This window comes from Mesorhizobium sp. CNPSo 4684 (genome assembly GCF_057784315.1).
In genome coordinates, this window is the sequence record NZ_JBWLUX010000038.1 from 1 (window position 1) to 13,683 (window position 13,683).

Consider the following 13,683-nt stretch of genomic DNA (forward strand, 5'->3'; position numbering starts at 1 on the left):
GGCGCCATGGTGCTATTGCTCCCGTGAGGTAGGGGGCTTGCCAGCCGGCCCCAAGATGTAGGAAATGTTGTCCTCGTTGCGGCGAACCCTTCAACGGAGATCGCCAATGGCCAGAATCAAACCTTCCAAGCAGCTTTCGCAGGACGAAATCGCGCTTCCTCAGCGCTGCACAAGAGCATCGTCGGTCCCCTCCTGGCGTAGCACAGCGAGCACTACCAAGCGCTTCGTGAGGTCCACGGACCGCTGTTGAAGTCCATCGAGACCATCACCGGTAAGAGGGCGCCGTTCATCCAGCCGAACATGACAGGGGCGCAGCGTCCTAAGGCTGGGTAGCGCCGAAATGGCTAGTTGCGCAATTTCTGTTATGGAATACGTTGTCCAGCGCGGGGAGGAGATTTAATCAACCCGCTTTGACCGGTGCGGCCTGCACCCCCAATGACAGCCCCGGGCCGCACCGGTCGGCTATTCACTACTGTTGGGGTAGCGGTCGCTTCGCGCGTCCGGTCTCTTTGTTTTTCTAGAAACCGCTGGGCTTGTTCGCCCGATTCGGAAGCCGCTATGTCGTGTTCCTGAGCGAACTTACGGAAAGCCTTGCGCAGAGCGTCAAGGTCAAAAGCCCAAAGATGTTCGTCTCTATCGTTGTTCAACGTCGCCACCAACTCCAATGAATTGATGTTTGACCCCCAAATGAAGTCTTCAGGATCCAATCTGTAGCGCGACGGAGGTCAGCGCTTATAGCCGGGTGATCTTATCTAGCCCCAAGCGAATCCGCTGGCCTTCCGCAAAGGCTAGTGCGAACGATTCAAGCTCGAATGATCGGGTAAGTTCTTGGTGTTCCTCGACCACTCGGACGAACCATTCCCCACAGGCTTCGGCCACTTCAACGCTAGGTCGGACGTTGTCGTTCAGGTATACGCTGTCCATTGCAATTCTCCTCCAACAGCAATGGGAAATGTCCATTTTCATAAGTCCGCCGAAATCGGGAATTCAATAAAAAAAGATGGTACGAAAACGAACAAAACCGTTACGTCTCCTTGCGAAAATCCTGCAGCGAGGCGTTGCGCAAATCTTCTTCGCAAGCGGCGGCCACTACAATCTCATCGACCATATCACCACCAGCGCTACCACGATGCCGACGAGACAGTATGCGACCCAGACGCTGATCATGGATTGCAGGGCATGGTTTTAATCAGCCAAGGCGGCGTTGTGATGCTCAATCGCATCGAGGTTTCTTCCTCGATCTCGACACTGCTTATGCCGATCGCTTTCGCTTCAGCAAAAAGCTTGTCGGCCAATTCGCTTACCGAAATGATATCGGCGCCGATGGTCTCGGGGACGTTGGCCGAAATCCACTTGTGGAGGAAGTTGGGGCCGCGGGTGCTCAATCAAAGCCCTCGGCTCGAAAGGGCATTAAACGCCTGACTGGAGCATCGTTGTCTGGGAAACCGATATGCCGGTCTGCCGACAAGGATTGTAGCGCGCTTTCAATATCAGCCCGAGCCTTGGGCTGGGTCATCATCTTCAACAAATATGGGTGCAAGCCATCCCCGCGCGCCGCTGCAAGTTCGTGCATCGATCTAAGGAGCAACATGTGATGCATCCGTCATCCAGTGAAACCTGGAAAAGGAACGACGCGTTCGAACCGATGTTCCGGCGAAGAACGAAAAAGCCCGCGGCCGAACCGTTGGGAGTTGGAGAGAGCCCATATATTAGCTATCGCTCGTCTTGACGCCAGCGCCAGCCGCGCCACACTCTTGAGAAGAGTCGGGGCAATATCAAAGTCGACCGACGTGATTCCGGCAGGTGATGCGGGACGAACAGCCACCACGAACCGCTGGAATTGGATAATAGTTACACTTCTTGGAGCAAGGTCCGAGCACGCGGCAGGCACTTGGTACAGTTCAGCTTAAAACTCGCCGGGCGAAAACCCCCATGACCTCAAGCCCGGGCTAACCAACACCTGATCAGAGGATGGATCCGGACCGGGGACAAGCCGGTGCAAAAGCTTCCAGTGCAATATCGATGCCGGCGATTTCTGTTGTCTCAGACTGGGAGCGTTTTCCAAGTCGCTCCTTCCTAATTGTTCAGCTCAAGCGGCTCATGATCGGGCTGCTCGTGCCACAACGCGGCATGGGCGACGAACTTGGACGGGGACGGAACGTTCCCGGCATTAGTCCGGGCCAATCTTTCCGGCGCCGGAATTCGATGACCTTTCCTTCGGGCTCGGGCTTAAGCGGCTCGTGCCCAGGGCCTTCGCGCTGGTCGACCAACTGGCCGCAGTGTGGGCAGTTGTAGAGATGGCCGCGCTCGCTTGTGGCGCCCTCCGGCCGCCGGCAACGGAAGCCGGACGCCCCACGCATTTATCTCTTGCCGGACGTGTTGATCGAGCGCGCGATAGAAATTGTCAAACGAGGAATTGGCGGGCGCCTTTCACTTCTTGCCATCTGGGATCTTTTCCAATGCAGCGTTCGCTTCCGCCTCAGACTTATATGTGGTTTTCGATAGCTTTATGACGAGGGTTCCGTCTGGCTCCTTCGTGACCACCTCACACCGCTTCGAGACGGCATCCTTGGCGACCCAATATTGGGCAGGATGAGCAGCGCTGCTGCGATTGCGATTCCGCGTAGCATCTTCTACTCCCTTTGGATCAACAAGCGAGACTGATTTAGACCCGAAAGCCTGGTTTCACGGATTGATAAGAAAGCTTTCTAGCCGCCTGCTCCAAGGCCGTACGATTGTTGCCGCAGCTTCGGATCAGGTATCGAGCCTCAGGCATAGTCAGCTGAAATTTCCTCGCGATGTAAGCAGCCTCATATGCCTCGTCAACTGATGCGCGGTCGCGGCCGTGATAGTCATCGTTGTTCTTGTCGTCCGTCATGGCCGTATCCTCCTACCGAAAAGAACCAGAGCCTCGCCCAAAAGTTCCGATTTGCTTATTAGAGACGGCTAACGGAACTGAAACCACTCCGCTGTATTGAATCAAATTCGAGTTGCGTGGGGTTCCGATGGGCAAGCCTACGGGCGGGGTCCAGTTGACGTTCAAGGCGATCAGCCACCGGCAGCACGACCTGTATTTCGTGGCGTTCGATCTTCCCCATCTAAACGGCCACGACCTGCGGGACATGCCGCTGGAGGACCGTCGCGAGATCCTGGCCGAGATGATCCCGAAGGCAGCCGCATCCAATTCAGCGAAGCTTTGCCAGGCACCGGCGCCGCGGTCTTTCACCTCGTAGACCAAGCCGGGTTCGAGGGCATCGTGTCGAAACGCAAGGACAGCCGGTATCGCAGCGGAACGTCGACCAACTGGTTGAAGGCGAAATGCCACGCGATCGGCGAGTTCGATCTGCTCGGCATCGAGCGTGAACCAGGCAAGCCAGCCTGCGCGCTGCTGGCAGAGTGCGGTACCGGGCGCTATGTCGGCTCGGCTTTCATCACTCTGAGCAGCGAGATGCGCGAACGTCTCTGGAAACGCGTTCAGGAGCACGCCGGCATGGCGCCGAAGGGAATGAAGCGGCCTGCGACGCGGTGGGTCAAGCCGGGGCTTGTCGGCCGTGTGAAGCGCCTGCGAGGCGAAGAGGACTTGCGGCATGCTTCGCTGCAGGACTTTCGGATTGAAGGGGAATGACCAGCGTCTGGGTCGCATACTGTTTCGTCGGCATCGTGGTGGCAGTGGTGGTGCTATGGTCGGTGAACTTGTAGCGGCTCGGATCGGTCCGAATGCGATTCAGGGAGGAATAGTCGATGCCTATCAGACGAAAAGCCGTGGATGCCGGCATTTTTGATCCTGACGAACTGGCCTTGCTGGGGCGAGTTTTCGCGCGGTTGAAAACCCCTGACCAATCAGCCGATTCTCAAAGCAGACTGGCCGCTCGGATAATAGCCAATTTTATGGCCGGCGTCGTTGACGAAGCCGAGCTGATCGCTCTGTCAAGGCAACCACTGGGCCGCTAATCGATGTAAAAAGGCTGGACGTTCCAATCGCTGATCGATGACAAAATGTCGGTGACGGCGTACTGACACAACCCGGCCTGTCACCATAAGCAAGAGCTCGATTTTAAAAAGCTTCGCGACCGATACGGCCCGGATGCCCCCCGGCACATCAGGCCGAAGCTTCGTTGCAAGAAGTGCGAGGGCAATAACGTCGGCCTGATCTACGCCAGACACCAGCCCGAACGCATATGGCAAGGCAAAGGGCAGCTAGTTCGACCTCGCCACGAAGCGGCTTCCTTCGCTTAACTTGAGCCATCTTTGCCGGGGGTAGCCTTGCCCAGCCCTGCGGCCTTCGCGAGCGCCGACCGCGTGGCCGCATATTTGGGGGCGACCATCGGGTAATCGCGAGGCAGGTTCCATTTGGGTGCGGTACTCGTCTGGCGTAAGGTTGTGCGAGGTCGACAAGTGCCGCTTCAAAGATTGGAACTTTTTTCCGTCCTCAAGACAGTAAATGAAATTAGGCGTCACTGAGCGCTTGGGATCGACGGCTGGCTCCTTCGGCTCGGCCGGCGGTGCGATCTGGCTACCCAAGCCTGACAATGAAGCGTGCACAGATGCAATCAGTTCGGGCAGGCTGCCGACTGGCACCGGGTTATTGCTAACGTAGGCAGAGACAACAACCGCTGTTAGTTCGGCTAGTTCGACTGCGTGGTCGTGGTGGTGATGCTCGTCCGTCATGGGGTGGCCCCCTGTTGTGAGGCCTATTTATTAGACGAGGCTTAGGTACGCAACCAGAGTCCCGAGCCGGAGTTCCAAGCTAAAGCGTTTTAGCCGTCACGCAATTAACCAAATAAGCAATCCACCCTTTACGAAAAGGAAGGTCCCGCCATCCCCTGGGCTGAAGGGCGGCGGGACCAACTACCGGCGACAAAGGGCTTAAATCGACGGTGCTACATAATTCGGAGGATGGCCGGGGGTTCCTGCAATCCGCCTTCTAGGACCTTATTTCCTCGCGATTGGGACCTTGGTCCATGGTGCGACGACCATCGTATCGTAGCTGCAAATGATGTTGTCAGATGAAGAATTTGCAGCACGCTTACCCCCGGTGATAAATAAGCAATCGTGACCCAAGCCATCCGTATTGCCATTGTCGACAACCACCCGTTGTTTCGCGAGGGCGTAGCGCGCAGCCTCGGCGAGATCGGCGGTTTCGAAGTGGTCGGCGAAGGCGCTACAGGGATTTTGGCAACGCTCGTCATCGTTGTTCTGGGGCTGTCGCTGTCCTTTGCGGCTCTCTCACCTCATTGAAGTCAAATGGACGTGAGAGCGGCCCAACTGCCTAACGCCAGGGGAAAGGCCAAAGCAGCCGGGCCAAGGCATGGAAACGGAACATTAGTGCTCTTGCCGCTACGAAAGAAAAACCCGCCGACCAAAGTCGGCGGGCCATCTTCCCTCGTACTACGCCTAGGGTTTCAAGGATTGGCCCCCGCCAACAACTCGGCGCCCCAGCCAACAACCCGGCGCCCCAGCGCTGTCGAAGGTTATATTAGCTTGCCAAAAACTTCGCTGTAGCGAACTGGCAACAGCGGCCAGATTTCGAATGATTGCGTCCTACAGCTACGCACGTCGTCAATGCGAAGACGCCGTTGAGGGTTGTGCAGGAGGCCACCGAACGCGCTGTGACGCTGCGCACTGGCGAACCCATTTGGATCAGGGTCACTGAGGAAAAACACGGCCACATCTTCGAATACAGCCTCTAGATCCGTGTTCGGACTATGAGCTACGCATTCCGGCTCGAATGGGCCAGCAAGGGCGAAGCCGTAGCTATCTCGATCGACGATATCCCATCGCGATCCTGATTTTTGTGAACCAGGATCTGAACGTGCTTGGCACGCTCTTTATGGCGACCGAGCGGCTTTTTTCACCGGCTGGCTACCAACAAGGTTTCTCAAGAGATACCTCGACGCCAAGATGAAGAAACTGCCTGGCGTGGCAATTGTCTCGACGTATTCTCAGCATCCCAGCTTGCACCGGTGGTATCGTCTCATGGGTTACCGTGATCCAGCTACGGACGGCGTCAACTTTACGTTTGTACGAGAGCCTCGATAAGCCGGCGCCTTGAACGCGCCGCGGCTTCCGCACTCGAGGTCGGCCATAGCCGGATTTTCGCCTCCGGATTTTTCTCATCCGACGCGGAACATTTTAGACGTCGCGAAATTAGCTAGCGCTACCGCTTCGGAGCGATGCATGCGGTTTATTGCGATCATGGATCCAGCCGAACACTGGCTGGTTTACGATGAGGTCGCCGGGATGCCGGCGGAGCGAGATGGAAAGGTATTTATCGGGCTATCGCGGGAGGCTGCGGAGCGTTTGGCTTCAGAAACGAATCTGGCTTGGTTCAGAGGTTTGGACGGCAACCTTACAGCACCGGGTTTGGGCATTTCAAACGTCGATCAGCGCCGTCGGGCATAAGTCTTTTTTACTTCCGGCTATGGGAGTGCAGCGCGATGGATGAGCATCCTAAAAGCAGTGTTTCGATTGAGCAACTAGGCGACCAGTGGGCTGTCCAGATCCTGGAAGCTGGGGCGGTGACCAAGCGGCTTTTCGAGCGAGAAGAATTCGCCAGGAATTACGCTGCCAGCCAATGGTTAAGGCTTAATCCAAAACCGGTTCTGCGGAAGAGCAGGCGAAAGCCCAAGGTGTAAACCCGGTCAGCCGTTTTTTCCTGCCGCCGGAACGGGCTGTCAGCGGGCGCGCAGCGGCTGTGACAGAGCCAACCGGCAAGAGGAGACGGCGCTTATAGGAATCTGCGCTTATCCTGCGGTTAGCGAAGGCGATCGCTTAGCCAAGGCCAGATACCTTTTAGATGTCGAGGCGCGCGGCGAACTTGACCTGCCGGAGCACATGCAGGCTCTTCTTTGCTCGACTATGTCGAGGACATGATCGCGACGACCTCCGGCAATCCGCCGTGTCACTCAGCTAGCAGTAGCGCGTCGAAGCTTCACCGGGGTCCGCTTTGCGCCTCATTGCAGGTCGCCTCCGTCGCTCTCCAAAAGCAGACATCACAAGCGAACGCTCTGATCGTGGCGCTGAGATAGTTCCCGGAACCCGAGGTCGGCTTGAAACAAAGTGCGGCGAGCGACGTTGGGGGGCGTCACTCACAGGAGCACTGACATGACCGACAAACAAGCTTGGCTATCAGGACCGCGCTCGCGTCAGCGGCGATGAGGAGAATGAAGTTGGCTATCTCGCCAGGAAGTTCGGTCTTCAACCGACCAAGTGCGGGAACTTATCAAGAAGCATGGCAACATTCGCGAGACATTGGAGCAGGAAGCCAAGACGCTCGGAAATCGCTAACTGACTGGGTACCTCGAAAAAGGAGCCTGTTAAATGCTCGCAGGGGATATTGCGGAACGGCGACTGAAAATGCTCGTGGAGCAGTACGTCGAAGCACGGAAAAAGAACCATGACTTCGTGTCTACGGAGTTTGCTTCCAAGGCGATCCGGCAGATTATTTCGCCGCCGATCGGGGCTGAGGCCCTTGATAATATGATTGCGAAATACGCCATCCGGCATGGGCTAACCGTTCGCTTTGACCGGAAGGAAAGTCCGCCGGCATCAACCGAGGCGGACTGACCACCAAGCTGCAAGTGGTCTGTGAGCGCAAGGGACGTCCGCGGCTGCTGCATCTGGGCGAAGTTATGCCAATAGTCACAAGACTGCTGCGGCAGTGATCGAGGATTTGCCCGCCGCCAAATCCCTGCTCGCCGATCGGGCCTACAGTTCAGCGGCCTTCCGCGAGGCGCTCGTCGAGCGCGGTATCACGCCATGCATTCCACCCCATGCCAAGCATGCTGTTTAGCACAGCTGCGATCCTGTCCTGTACCGACAACGCCACAGGATCGAGAACATGTTCGCACGCCTCAAAGACTGGGGACGCATCCATACCAGATAGGACCGATGTGCTCACACCTTCCTGTCCGCGATCGCCCTGGCTGCAGCCTTCATCTTCTGGATCAATGACTCCTGACCCTAGCTGGGAAGGCGGCCACGGTCATGGCAGCCGCCTCGATTTTTAGACGTGGTGCGTCCTCAGCTTCCTGACAGGCGCAGGCTCAATGCCGTCCTCCATGAGAATGTCCTTCTTGCGAGCGAACGCTATGAAGACGCCTCGTGCGGTCTCCGGGTCGACATCGCCAATCAGCGCGGCTTTGCAAGCGCGAATAGCAGCTTTCTGCTCCGGGCTGTTGCCACACCATTCCGCTGCGAATTGATAAGCGTCTGCGACCGTGTTGAGTTGGCGTGGAAAGCCTAATCCTACCCACACCCGGACTGGCTTTTCGAAAGGTTTCGATAGCATCATGACCCTCCTATCAGGCCGTCACTCCTCCGCCTTGGCGACCCTTGCCTGTCATCCACGGCATTGTCATGGACACCTCCTCAAGGATTCTGGCCGCTTTGGCAAAACCGCTAAACGCGTCTCTGGCTGCGGACAGCGGATAGTCGCTATCGAAAGCCCGCTGGCAGGCGCGCAAAGCAGTCTGGTGAATGGGGCCGCGCCTGTCCTTCGGCCATTCATAGAGAAATTCTAGAGCGCCCTCGAGACACGCGATTTCCTGAACAAGGTCGTTACCGCTTTTGACGAAGACGGCGTTCTGAAACATCCGATCGTTCATCTGATCCTCCAAGTCGAACGAACATTGGGCTTTGTGTTAACGCGAGCCGACACCAGCTCCGCGCGAGGTCGATATGGGTTTCAGGATTTTTGCCTTCAAGAGGGCGCCACCTATGGTCAACAAGCCGCTGATTTCAACTGCCGGCTCGACGATATCGCCGTTTGCGTTGGGAGTTTGAAAACCCCTTCACCGCTCGTTGACACGCACTGGCTCGTTCCAGCTGCTCCAGACCGATTGCCCGCTGCCGCATGACGGTGGCGGGCTTTTTTCGTTGTGTTACCGGAACAGCATATGAGGCCATCGGTTGATTACGCAGCAGCACTGCTGCTGGCCAAGGTCCGCAAGACTTGGCCGGGCCCGCGTCCTGCCTTTGGTCGCGGGCCCGCATCGCAGGCTGCCCACACAGGTGGCGCAGGCTGCCGCAAAGCGGCAAAAGTCTGACTCGCCGACGCGTTGTGCCTAGAGGGGCAACAAACCCTAATGGGCTGAATTTCCTCAAGCACAGGCGAGTCCAGTCCAAAAGCCCATTCTCTGACGAAATGCGTGACCTGTATTAAGTTCGAGTGTCCTTATTGCTTATTCCAGTCATCATAAGACTCCTGGCTTAAAGTGATCGCCGGTTCCGCTGGATGCGGCGACAAGGTTCGGATTGGCTATTCAGACAAGCTCGTTTTTTGAAAAGCATCGGCAGAGGCAAAAAGAAATCGCACGAGTAAGCCTACGCCCACCGTTGCCCCAACCACTTGGAAAGCACGTGTCGTAAACCGTTGATTCAACCATTGCTGGTATTTAGGATGGGTGTGGGAGCGGCTCCGACAGTGCGGCTTGGGTTGGGGCTGTCGGAGCCGCCTGCGCAGCCGGGTAGGATTTGACCGCGCCGTCCTATTTTGGGACAGCGCGGTCAAAGATTCGTTAAAATGTTCCAGAACTAATTAAGCGCGTGCTAATTGAATCCGCCGGAGTGTGGTCAGTTCATGCGTTTGGAGTTCGTCGAGCCATTGATGCCGACCCTAGTGGAGAAACCACCAGGGGGGGAGCGACTGGATTCACGAGGTCAAGTTCGACGGCTACCGATCGCAGATGGTGATCGACGAGGACGGCAGGCGCATCTTCACCCGCCGAGGGCTGGACGACTGGACGTCGAAATATCGCGAAGAACTCACCCGTACTTTGGAGATTGAGTCCTTCGCTTGGGTACCCAAGACGGCTCGGCCTTGATCGCATCATCCGGATTTGACCCGCCCTGGGGTATGGCGGGCATCTCGATCGCGCCATCAGCCGTCCGGAAATGGGAATGGGAAGCTCGTTCATCAATTTTACCTTAGATACGAGGCCGAGTCTGCTTTTTGAGAGCCCGGCATCGCGCAAGCCTTGTGAAATCGGACGAAATCAGCATTTCAAGGCTCGCCGCCCCCCGGCCGTGAGTCTCATTGATGTCGGATTTGGTTAGGGATCTTGTTGCTGGCCGTCCAGCAGGAACGAAGCTGCAATGAGGTCATCGCCGTCAATCCGGCCGCTGATGTGGCTCATGATCGATGCAACTTTTTTGAAGGCCTTCATATCTGTCTCTGTTATGCGAGCGTCGCGCATTCTGGCTTTGAGATCAGCCACGCGGGTTTCGAGGGCTGGCGAAATCTCGACGTCATTCATCATTTCAATCGTCCTAGGTCGCGTGGTGAATTCGCAGCCCGCCGCCACAATGGGCGGCGGGCGATAGCTATTTCGATCAGTCGTAAACCTTGATAATTTTGCGGGTGCCTGGGTCGACCAGAACCGTGCGATTGTCGACCACGACATAGCGGTATTTGACGTTGGGAACCTCATGAAGTTCCACCGTGTCTGGAAGAGCGGTGCCAACATTCAGCTCCACGCCTGGAAGCTTGATCGACGCGAGTGGCTGCTTCTTCACGTATTCGCGAACGACCGTGTCCTGTTCCGGTGTGATGACGACATCCTGTGCTGCCACGGCGCCGACGCCTGCCAACAGTAAGAGCGCCGCTGCGGCGCTTGTGAAATGCATTCGCATCTATTTCTCCTCTGGTAACCTGGCGACGGCACCACGCCTGTGCGCCTGCCAAACGAACTCGAACTCAGGTCGAATGTTCCTGCACTGGACTTCAGTCTGATGCCGGATCGGACCAAGTGCCGTCGCTAAAACTCGATGGTCGTACCACGGGAACTAGACGGAACGGCTTAGGCAAACGCGTGTTGTCTCTCCAAAATCGGAGAAGAAGATGGATAAAAGTGTTGTCCAAGCGCGTTGGTTGCTCCTGCCAATTTTCGCGACGGCCGTTACGTTTCTGGTGATGGCCATGGCGCTTGGATGACGTGTCGTGGATCGGCGCAGTTACGTCCCTTCCTGCGTTGATAGGATTCGCGAGTTGCTTGGGCGGCTGGCGGATCCCTTTTTTTCACCGTGCGCTGGACCTGCTTAGGCAGGGCGCTTTTTAGCTCATGCAACCTTGGGAGGTTTACGATGGATCGGCGATCCTTCTTGACTGCAATCTTCGGCATTGCCGGGGCGGCGGCCCTTGCAAGAACTGTCCGCCCTATCAACGCGATGGCCGGTGTTCCAGGCGCCGGCATTCTCGATGAACTGGAGACGCCTCAAGCCGAGGCCGCCGACGATGCACAGGCAGAAGTGCAGCAGGTCTACCATCGGTACTGGCATCGCCGCCGACACTATCGCCGGCGGGGCTGGAGACGGGTCTGCCGTAGCTACTGGCGACATGGCCGGCGTCGCGTCCGGTGCTATCGCAGACGGCGTCCTGCGGTCGTCTTGCGATTCTAGCTAGTGACTATTGCCCCATGGCCCGGTCCTATCGCTTGAGTCGGAACGGGCCCAGTTTCGTGGGTAATAGGACATTGGCCATCGCAGGACCGTGGCTAGGCGGGCGGCTCCGCGAATGACAAATCATTTGCCGGGTTGCTGGACCCGCACTGTGACGACAAGCACTTGCACTCAAGCCGGCTACATCTGGCAATCTGAAGGGCGGCGCTACTTCTCGTCACGCCCGGATGCTCGGCGCCGGAGGTTTCCACCGAGTTTGGCGTAGGCGCAGGGCCTGCAAATACGCTTTTGCCGCATGGTCGCACCTGTGTCTTGATGGACCGTTCGTGTGGAGAATGACCTCAGCCGCGTCCTTGGAAAGCCCGTGCTTGTCCATGAAGGATTGGAGTTGATAAGGGTAGTTGTCGGCATGGGGGTCACTACTGGGTTTGCGTCCTGGCATGTGTGTCATCTCCGCCGGCGGAATTTCTGCGTTGAACACGCGCGTGCCCGGAAGGTTCCGGTGGCTGTAAGCGTTTTTTGGGGCTGGCTTAGGTTCGCTTCCCGATCCCGCAACCTGCTTGGCGGCGGATCGAATGCAACATTTGTGGTAGACGCTGACGGCTGCAGCCAACAGAAATGGCTGGTGGTGCTTGAATGAATCGATTCCTGTTTTCCGCAGCTGACTTCCTGTCGCTCCCGCCCGGCTTCTACACCTTGGTCATTGCGATGGTGCTGTGCACGCTGTTGGTGCCGTTCGGCCTGACGAACGTGGTTACCTATGCACTTTCGGTTGCCGCTATCATCATCACTGGTGTGGGTATCGCGACACGGCCGCCATCCATGCGAAGTTGGACGAAATCATCATAGCGCTGAACGAACGAGAAATGATGTCGTCGGGCTGGAACACGCAGATCCGAAAGAGGTCAAAGCCAAACTGGCGGCGATCGAAGCAGAGGCCGCGGCTGGCGAAGGCGGCAGCTAAACGGTCAATCGCGTTGCCCCTGCCTGTTTCGTTGCGCCACCGCTTCGGCGAAAGCGTGGGCTGCATCGCAGGCCACCTTCAAAGGACCGTTTGGGCAAAGAATGACGTCTGCTTCCGTAGTGAAAGATCGTGCTTCCCGGTAAAATCCGCCGTGTCGTGCAGGTAGTTTGTTGAGGCAGGGTCGGCAGAACTTTGGGGCTTACTCATTGGGACTTCTTTCTTGGAGGCAGATAAGCCTATCCGCTGAACCTCGGCGAAAGAGCGAGCGTAGAATTCGCTCTCAAAGCTGCTGATGCTTGCCTGCCGTTTCGCACGCGGACAAACCGCTCGCCAAGGCATTCGGGTGATCTCAACGGAATCAGGACCTGGGTCCGGAGTGACTTCAACCACGGGTACGAACGTCGTTCTCACACAGGGGAAACTCATCAGCGGAACCTAATAGAGTCGCTCCGCTTAATCCTTGATGAGCACCCGCGGCACGGACTTTTTGTCCAAGTGGATTTCGGCCAACGTCCCCGAGACCGTCGGCGCCGACATCATCTCCGTTGCCGAGCTTACTCAAAAGCTATTAGCCGACGCCAAAGCGATCGGCATCAGCAGCGTTGAGATCGAGGAAGAAACCGGCAGTGTGTACGAGGCTCTCCTGGACGCCATCGTGCACCACGATGCCGGCTTGGCTGAGTGAGCCATCCATGGCCGGCGTCTGGGTCGCGTTCTGTTTCGTCGGCGGCGTGGTGGCGCTGGTGGTGTTATGGTCGATGAGGTTGTAGCGGCTCGCCATCTTTCTCAATCTGGTGAATGCACTCTCGCGTGCGAAGTGTTTCGAAAAGAGACGCTAATGCGGCATGCAGCTTGCTTCCTGCGAACGGCAGGAGGCAAACCACATGATACTTTCACGAGATCGGGATGAAGACGATATGATCGTCCAATGCCCTAACTGCAAGCGAATGATGATCCGCAAAGGTCGCCTGATCAAAAGCTCCAGGTCTCTGACATGTGAGGGTTGCGGCAATGAGATCCGCCTGACTTATTCGTACAAAATGGCAATCTTTGAAAACCGCAGGCCACCATCATAGTTTGTCAGGCCAATTGCCAAAGACATGCCGCACGCAAGCCGGCTTTCCGAAGGGCGTGCTTGGCTATTTCAGCGAGCAGAAAATGCCGGCGCCGCCTGGAGGTAGCCTGATTGGCGCCTGCCAGGCTGAGCCAGGCCTGCCCGCGGCCCGCTCGATTGCTGTTTCCTAACGTGACGTCATGAGTGGAGAATAACTGCGGGGTTAGCGGGCACAAGCTGACACTGATCGCTGCGAAGGTAAGGGCGA

The 13,683-nt window shown here is 57.0% G+C and carries 14 protein-coding genes and 3 pseudogenes; 9 read left to right on the forward strand and 8 right to left on the reverse strand.

The window, feature by feature from the left end; all coding sequences use genetic code 11:
• Positions 1-1,163 precede the first annotated feature (1,163 nt).
• A complete protein-coding gene (locus AC04SG_RS27665; protein ID WP_488553636.1) occupies positions 1,164-1,385 on the reverse strand; it encodes a DUF768 domain-containing protein in 222 nt (73 codons plus the stop codon).
• A gap of 1,280 nt (positions 1,386-2,665) precedes the next feature.
• A complete protein-coding gene (locus AC04SG_RS27670) occupies positions 2,666-2,878 on the reverse strand; it encodes a DUF3606 domain-containing protein (RefSeq protein WP_488553637.1) in 213 nt (70 codons plus the stop codon).
• Between the two features lie 127 nt (positions 2,879-3,005).
• Here AC04SG_RS27670 and AC04SG_RS27675 point away from each other — a divergent pair, with 127 nt between their 5' ends.
• The 3 genes from AC04SG_RS27675 (at position 3,006) to AC04SG_RS27685 (ending at position 3,951) form a co-directional block, all read left to right on the forward strand.
• Positions 3,006-3,233, forward strand: a complete 228-nt coding sequence (locus AC04SG_RS27675; RefSeq protein WP_488553638.1) for an ATP-dependent DNA ligase — start codon at positions 3,006-3,008, stop codon at positions 3,231-3,233.
• Positions 3,197-3,625 (forward strand): hypothetical protein, encoded by a 429-nt coding sequence (locus AC04SG_RS27680; protein WP_488553639.1) that lies wholly within the window; start codon positions 3,197-3,199, stop codon positions 3,623-3,625. Before AC04SG_RS27675 ends, AC04SG_RS27680 begins: the two co-directional genes overlap by 37 nt.
• A gap of 116 nt (positions 3,626-3,741) precedes the next feature.
• A complete protein-coding gene (locus tag AC04SG_RS27685) occupies positions 3,742-3,951 on the forward strand; it encodes a hypothetical protein (RefSeq protein WP_488553640.1) in 210 nt (69 codons plus the stop codon).
• 281 nt (positions 3,952-4,232) lie between these two features.
• Here the strand turns inward: AC04SG_RS27685 and AC04SG_RS27690 are convergent.
• Positions 4,233-4,668: pseudogene (locus AC04SG_RS27690) on the reverse strand (Ros/MucR family transcriptional regulator).
• Between the two features lie 384 nt (positions 4,669-5,052).
• Between AC04SG_RS27690 and AC04SG_RS27695 the strand changes: the two are divergent.
• The 4 genes and pseudogenes from AC04SG_RS27695 to AC04SG_RS27710 form a co-directional block, all read left to right on the forward strand.
• Positions 5,053-5,166 (forward strand): annotated as a pseudogene (locus AC04SG_RS27695) (DNA-binding response regulator); the annotation flags it as partial.
• A 1,011-nt stretch (positions 5,167-6,177) separates the two neighbouring features.
• The gene (locus tag AC04SG_RS27700; RefSeq protein WP_488553641.1) at positions 6,178-6,402 is read left to right on the forward strand and encodes a hypothetical protein; all 225 of its coding nucleotides are present in this window, start codon (positions 6,178-6,180) and stop codon (positions 6,400-6,402) included.
• A 35-nt stretch (positions 6,403-6,437) separates the two neighbouring features.
• Complete coding sequence (locus tag AC04SG_RS27705) at positions 6,438-6,635, forward strand: hypothetical protein (RefSeq protein ID WP_488553642.1); 198 nt, start codon at positions 6,438-6,440, stop codon at positions 6,633-6,635.
• A 685-nt stretch (positions 6,636-7,320) separates the two neighbouring features.
• Entirely contained in the window at positions 7,321-7,566 is a 246-nt protein-coding gene (locus AC04SG_RS27710; protein ID WP_488553643.1) for a hypothetical protein, read from the forward strand.
• Between the two features lie 439 nt (positions 7,567-8,005).
• Here the strand turns inward: AC04SG_RS27710 and AC04SG_RS27715 are convergent, their stop codons facing one another.
• The 5 genes from AC04SG_RS27715 to AC04SG_RS27735 form a co-directional block, all read right to left on the reverse strand.
• Positions 8,006-8,290, reverse strand: a complete 285-nt coding sequence (locus AC04SG_RS27715) for a DUF982 domain-containing protein (protein ID WP_488553644.1) — start codon at positions 8,288-8,290, stop codon at positions 8,006-8,008.
• A gap of 13 nt (positions 8,291-8,303) precedes the next feature.
• Positions 8,304-8,606: a DUF982 domain-containing protein gene (locus tag AC04SG_RS27720; RefSeq protein ID WP_488553645.1), complete on the reverse strand. Its 303-nt coding sequence runs from the start codon at positions 8,604-8,606 to the stop codon at positions 8,304-8,306.
• Positions 8,607-10,052: 1,446 nt separating this feature from the next.
• A complete protein-coding gene (locus AC04SG_RS27725; RefSeq protein WP_488553646.1) occupies positions 10,053-10,259 on the reverse strand; it encodes a hypothetical protein in 207 nt (68 codons plus the stop codon).
• 73 nt (positions 10,260-10,332) lie between these two features.
• Entirely contained in the window at positions 10,333-10,632 is a 300-nt protein-coding gene (locus AC04SG_RS27730) for a DUF1236 domain-containing protein (protein WP_488553647.1), read from the reverse strand.
• A 426-nt stretch (positions 10,633-11,058) separates the two neighbouring features.
• Positions 11,059-11,265: a hypothetical protein gene (locus AC04SG_RS27735; protein WP_488553648.1), complete on the reverse strand. Its 207-nt coding sequence runs from the start codon at positions 11,263-11,265 to the stop codon at positions 11,059-11,061.
• A 768-nt stretch (positions 11,266-12,033) separates the two neighbouring features.
• On the opposite strand from AC04SG_RS27735, the pseudogene AC04SG_RS27740 reads away from it, so the two are divergent.
• Both AC04SG_RS27740 and AC04SG_RS27745 read left to right on the forward strand, forming a co-directional pair.
• Positions 12,034-12,361: pseudogene (locus tag AC04SG_RS27740) on the forward strand (low affinity iron permease family protein).
• A gap of 463 nt (positions 12,362-12,824) precedes the next feature.
• A complete protein-coding gene (locus tag AC04SG_RS27745; RefSeq protein WP_488553649.1) occupies positions 12,825-13,046 on the forward strand; it encodes a DUF768 domain-containing protein in 222 nt (73 codons plus the stop codon).
• The last annotated feature ends 637 nt before the right edge of the window (positions 13,047-13,683 follow it).

Excerpts from the sequence above, each read along its gene's own strand:
- AC04SG_RS27670 (WP_488553637.1), bottom strand. The coding sequence starts at position 2,878 with ATGACGGACGACAAGAACAACGATGACTATCACGGCCGCGACCGCGCA.
- AC04SG_RS27675 (WP_488553638.1), top strand. The coding sequence starts at position 3,006 with ATGGGCAAGCCTACGGGCGGGGTCCAGTTGACGTTCAAGGCGATCAGC.
- AC04SG_RS27685 (WP_488553640.1), top strand. The coding sequence starts at position 3,742 with ATGCCTATCAGACGAAAAGCCGTGGATGCCGGCATTTTTGATCCTGAC.
- AC04SG_RS27700 (WP_488553641.1), top strand. The coding sequence starts at position 6,178 with ATGCGGTTTATTGCGATCATGGATCCAGCCGAACACTGGCTGGTTTAC.
- AC04SG_RS27705 (WP_488553642.1), top strand. The coding sequence starts at position 6,438 with ATGGATGAGCATCCTAAAAGCAGTGTTTCGATTGAGCAACTAGGCGAC.
- AC04SG_RS27710 (WP_488553643.1), top strand. The coding sequence starts at position 7,321 with ATGCTCGCAGGGGATATTGCGGAACGGCGACTGAAAATGCTCGTGGAG.
- AC04SG_RS27715 (WP_488553644.1), bottom strand. The coding sequence starts at position 8,290 with ATGCTATCGAAACCTTTCGAAAAGCCAGTCCGGGTGTGGGTAGGATTA.
- AC04SG_RS27720 (WP_488553645.1), bottom strand. The coding sequence starts at position 8,606 with ATGAACGATCGGATGTTTCAGAACGCCGTCTTCGTCAAAAGCGGTAAC.
- AC04SG_RS27725 (WP_488553646.1), bottom strand. The coding sequence starts at position 10,259 with ATGATGAATGACGTCGAGATTTCGCCAGCCCTCGAAACCCGCGTGGCT.
- AC04SG_RS27730 (WP_488553647.1), bottom strand. The coding sequence starts at position 10,632 with ATGCGAATGCATTTCACAAGCGCCGCAGCGGCGCTCTTACTGTTGGCA.
- AC04SG_RS27735 (WP_488553648.1), bottom strand. The coding sequence starts at position 11,265 with ATGGTAGACCTGCTGCACTTCTGCCTGTGCATCGTCGGCGGCCTCGGC.
- AC04SG_RS27745 (WP_488553649.1), top strand. The coding sequence starts at position 12,825 with ATGAGCACCCGCGGCACGGACTTTTTGTCCAAGTGGATTTCGGCCAAC.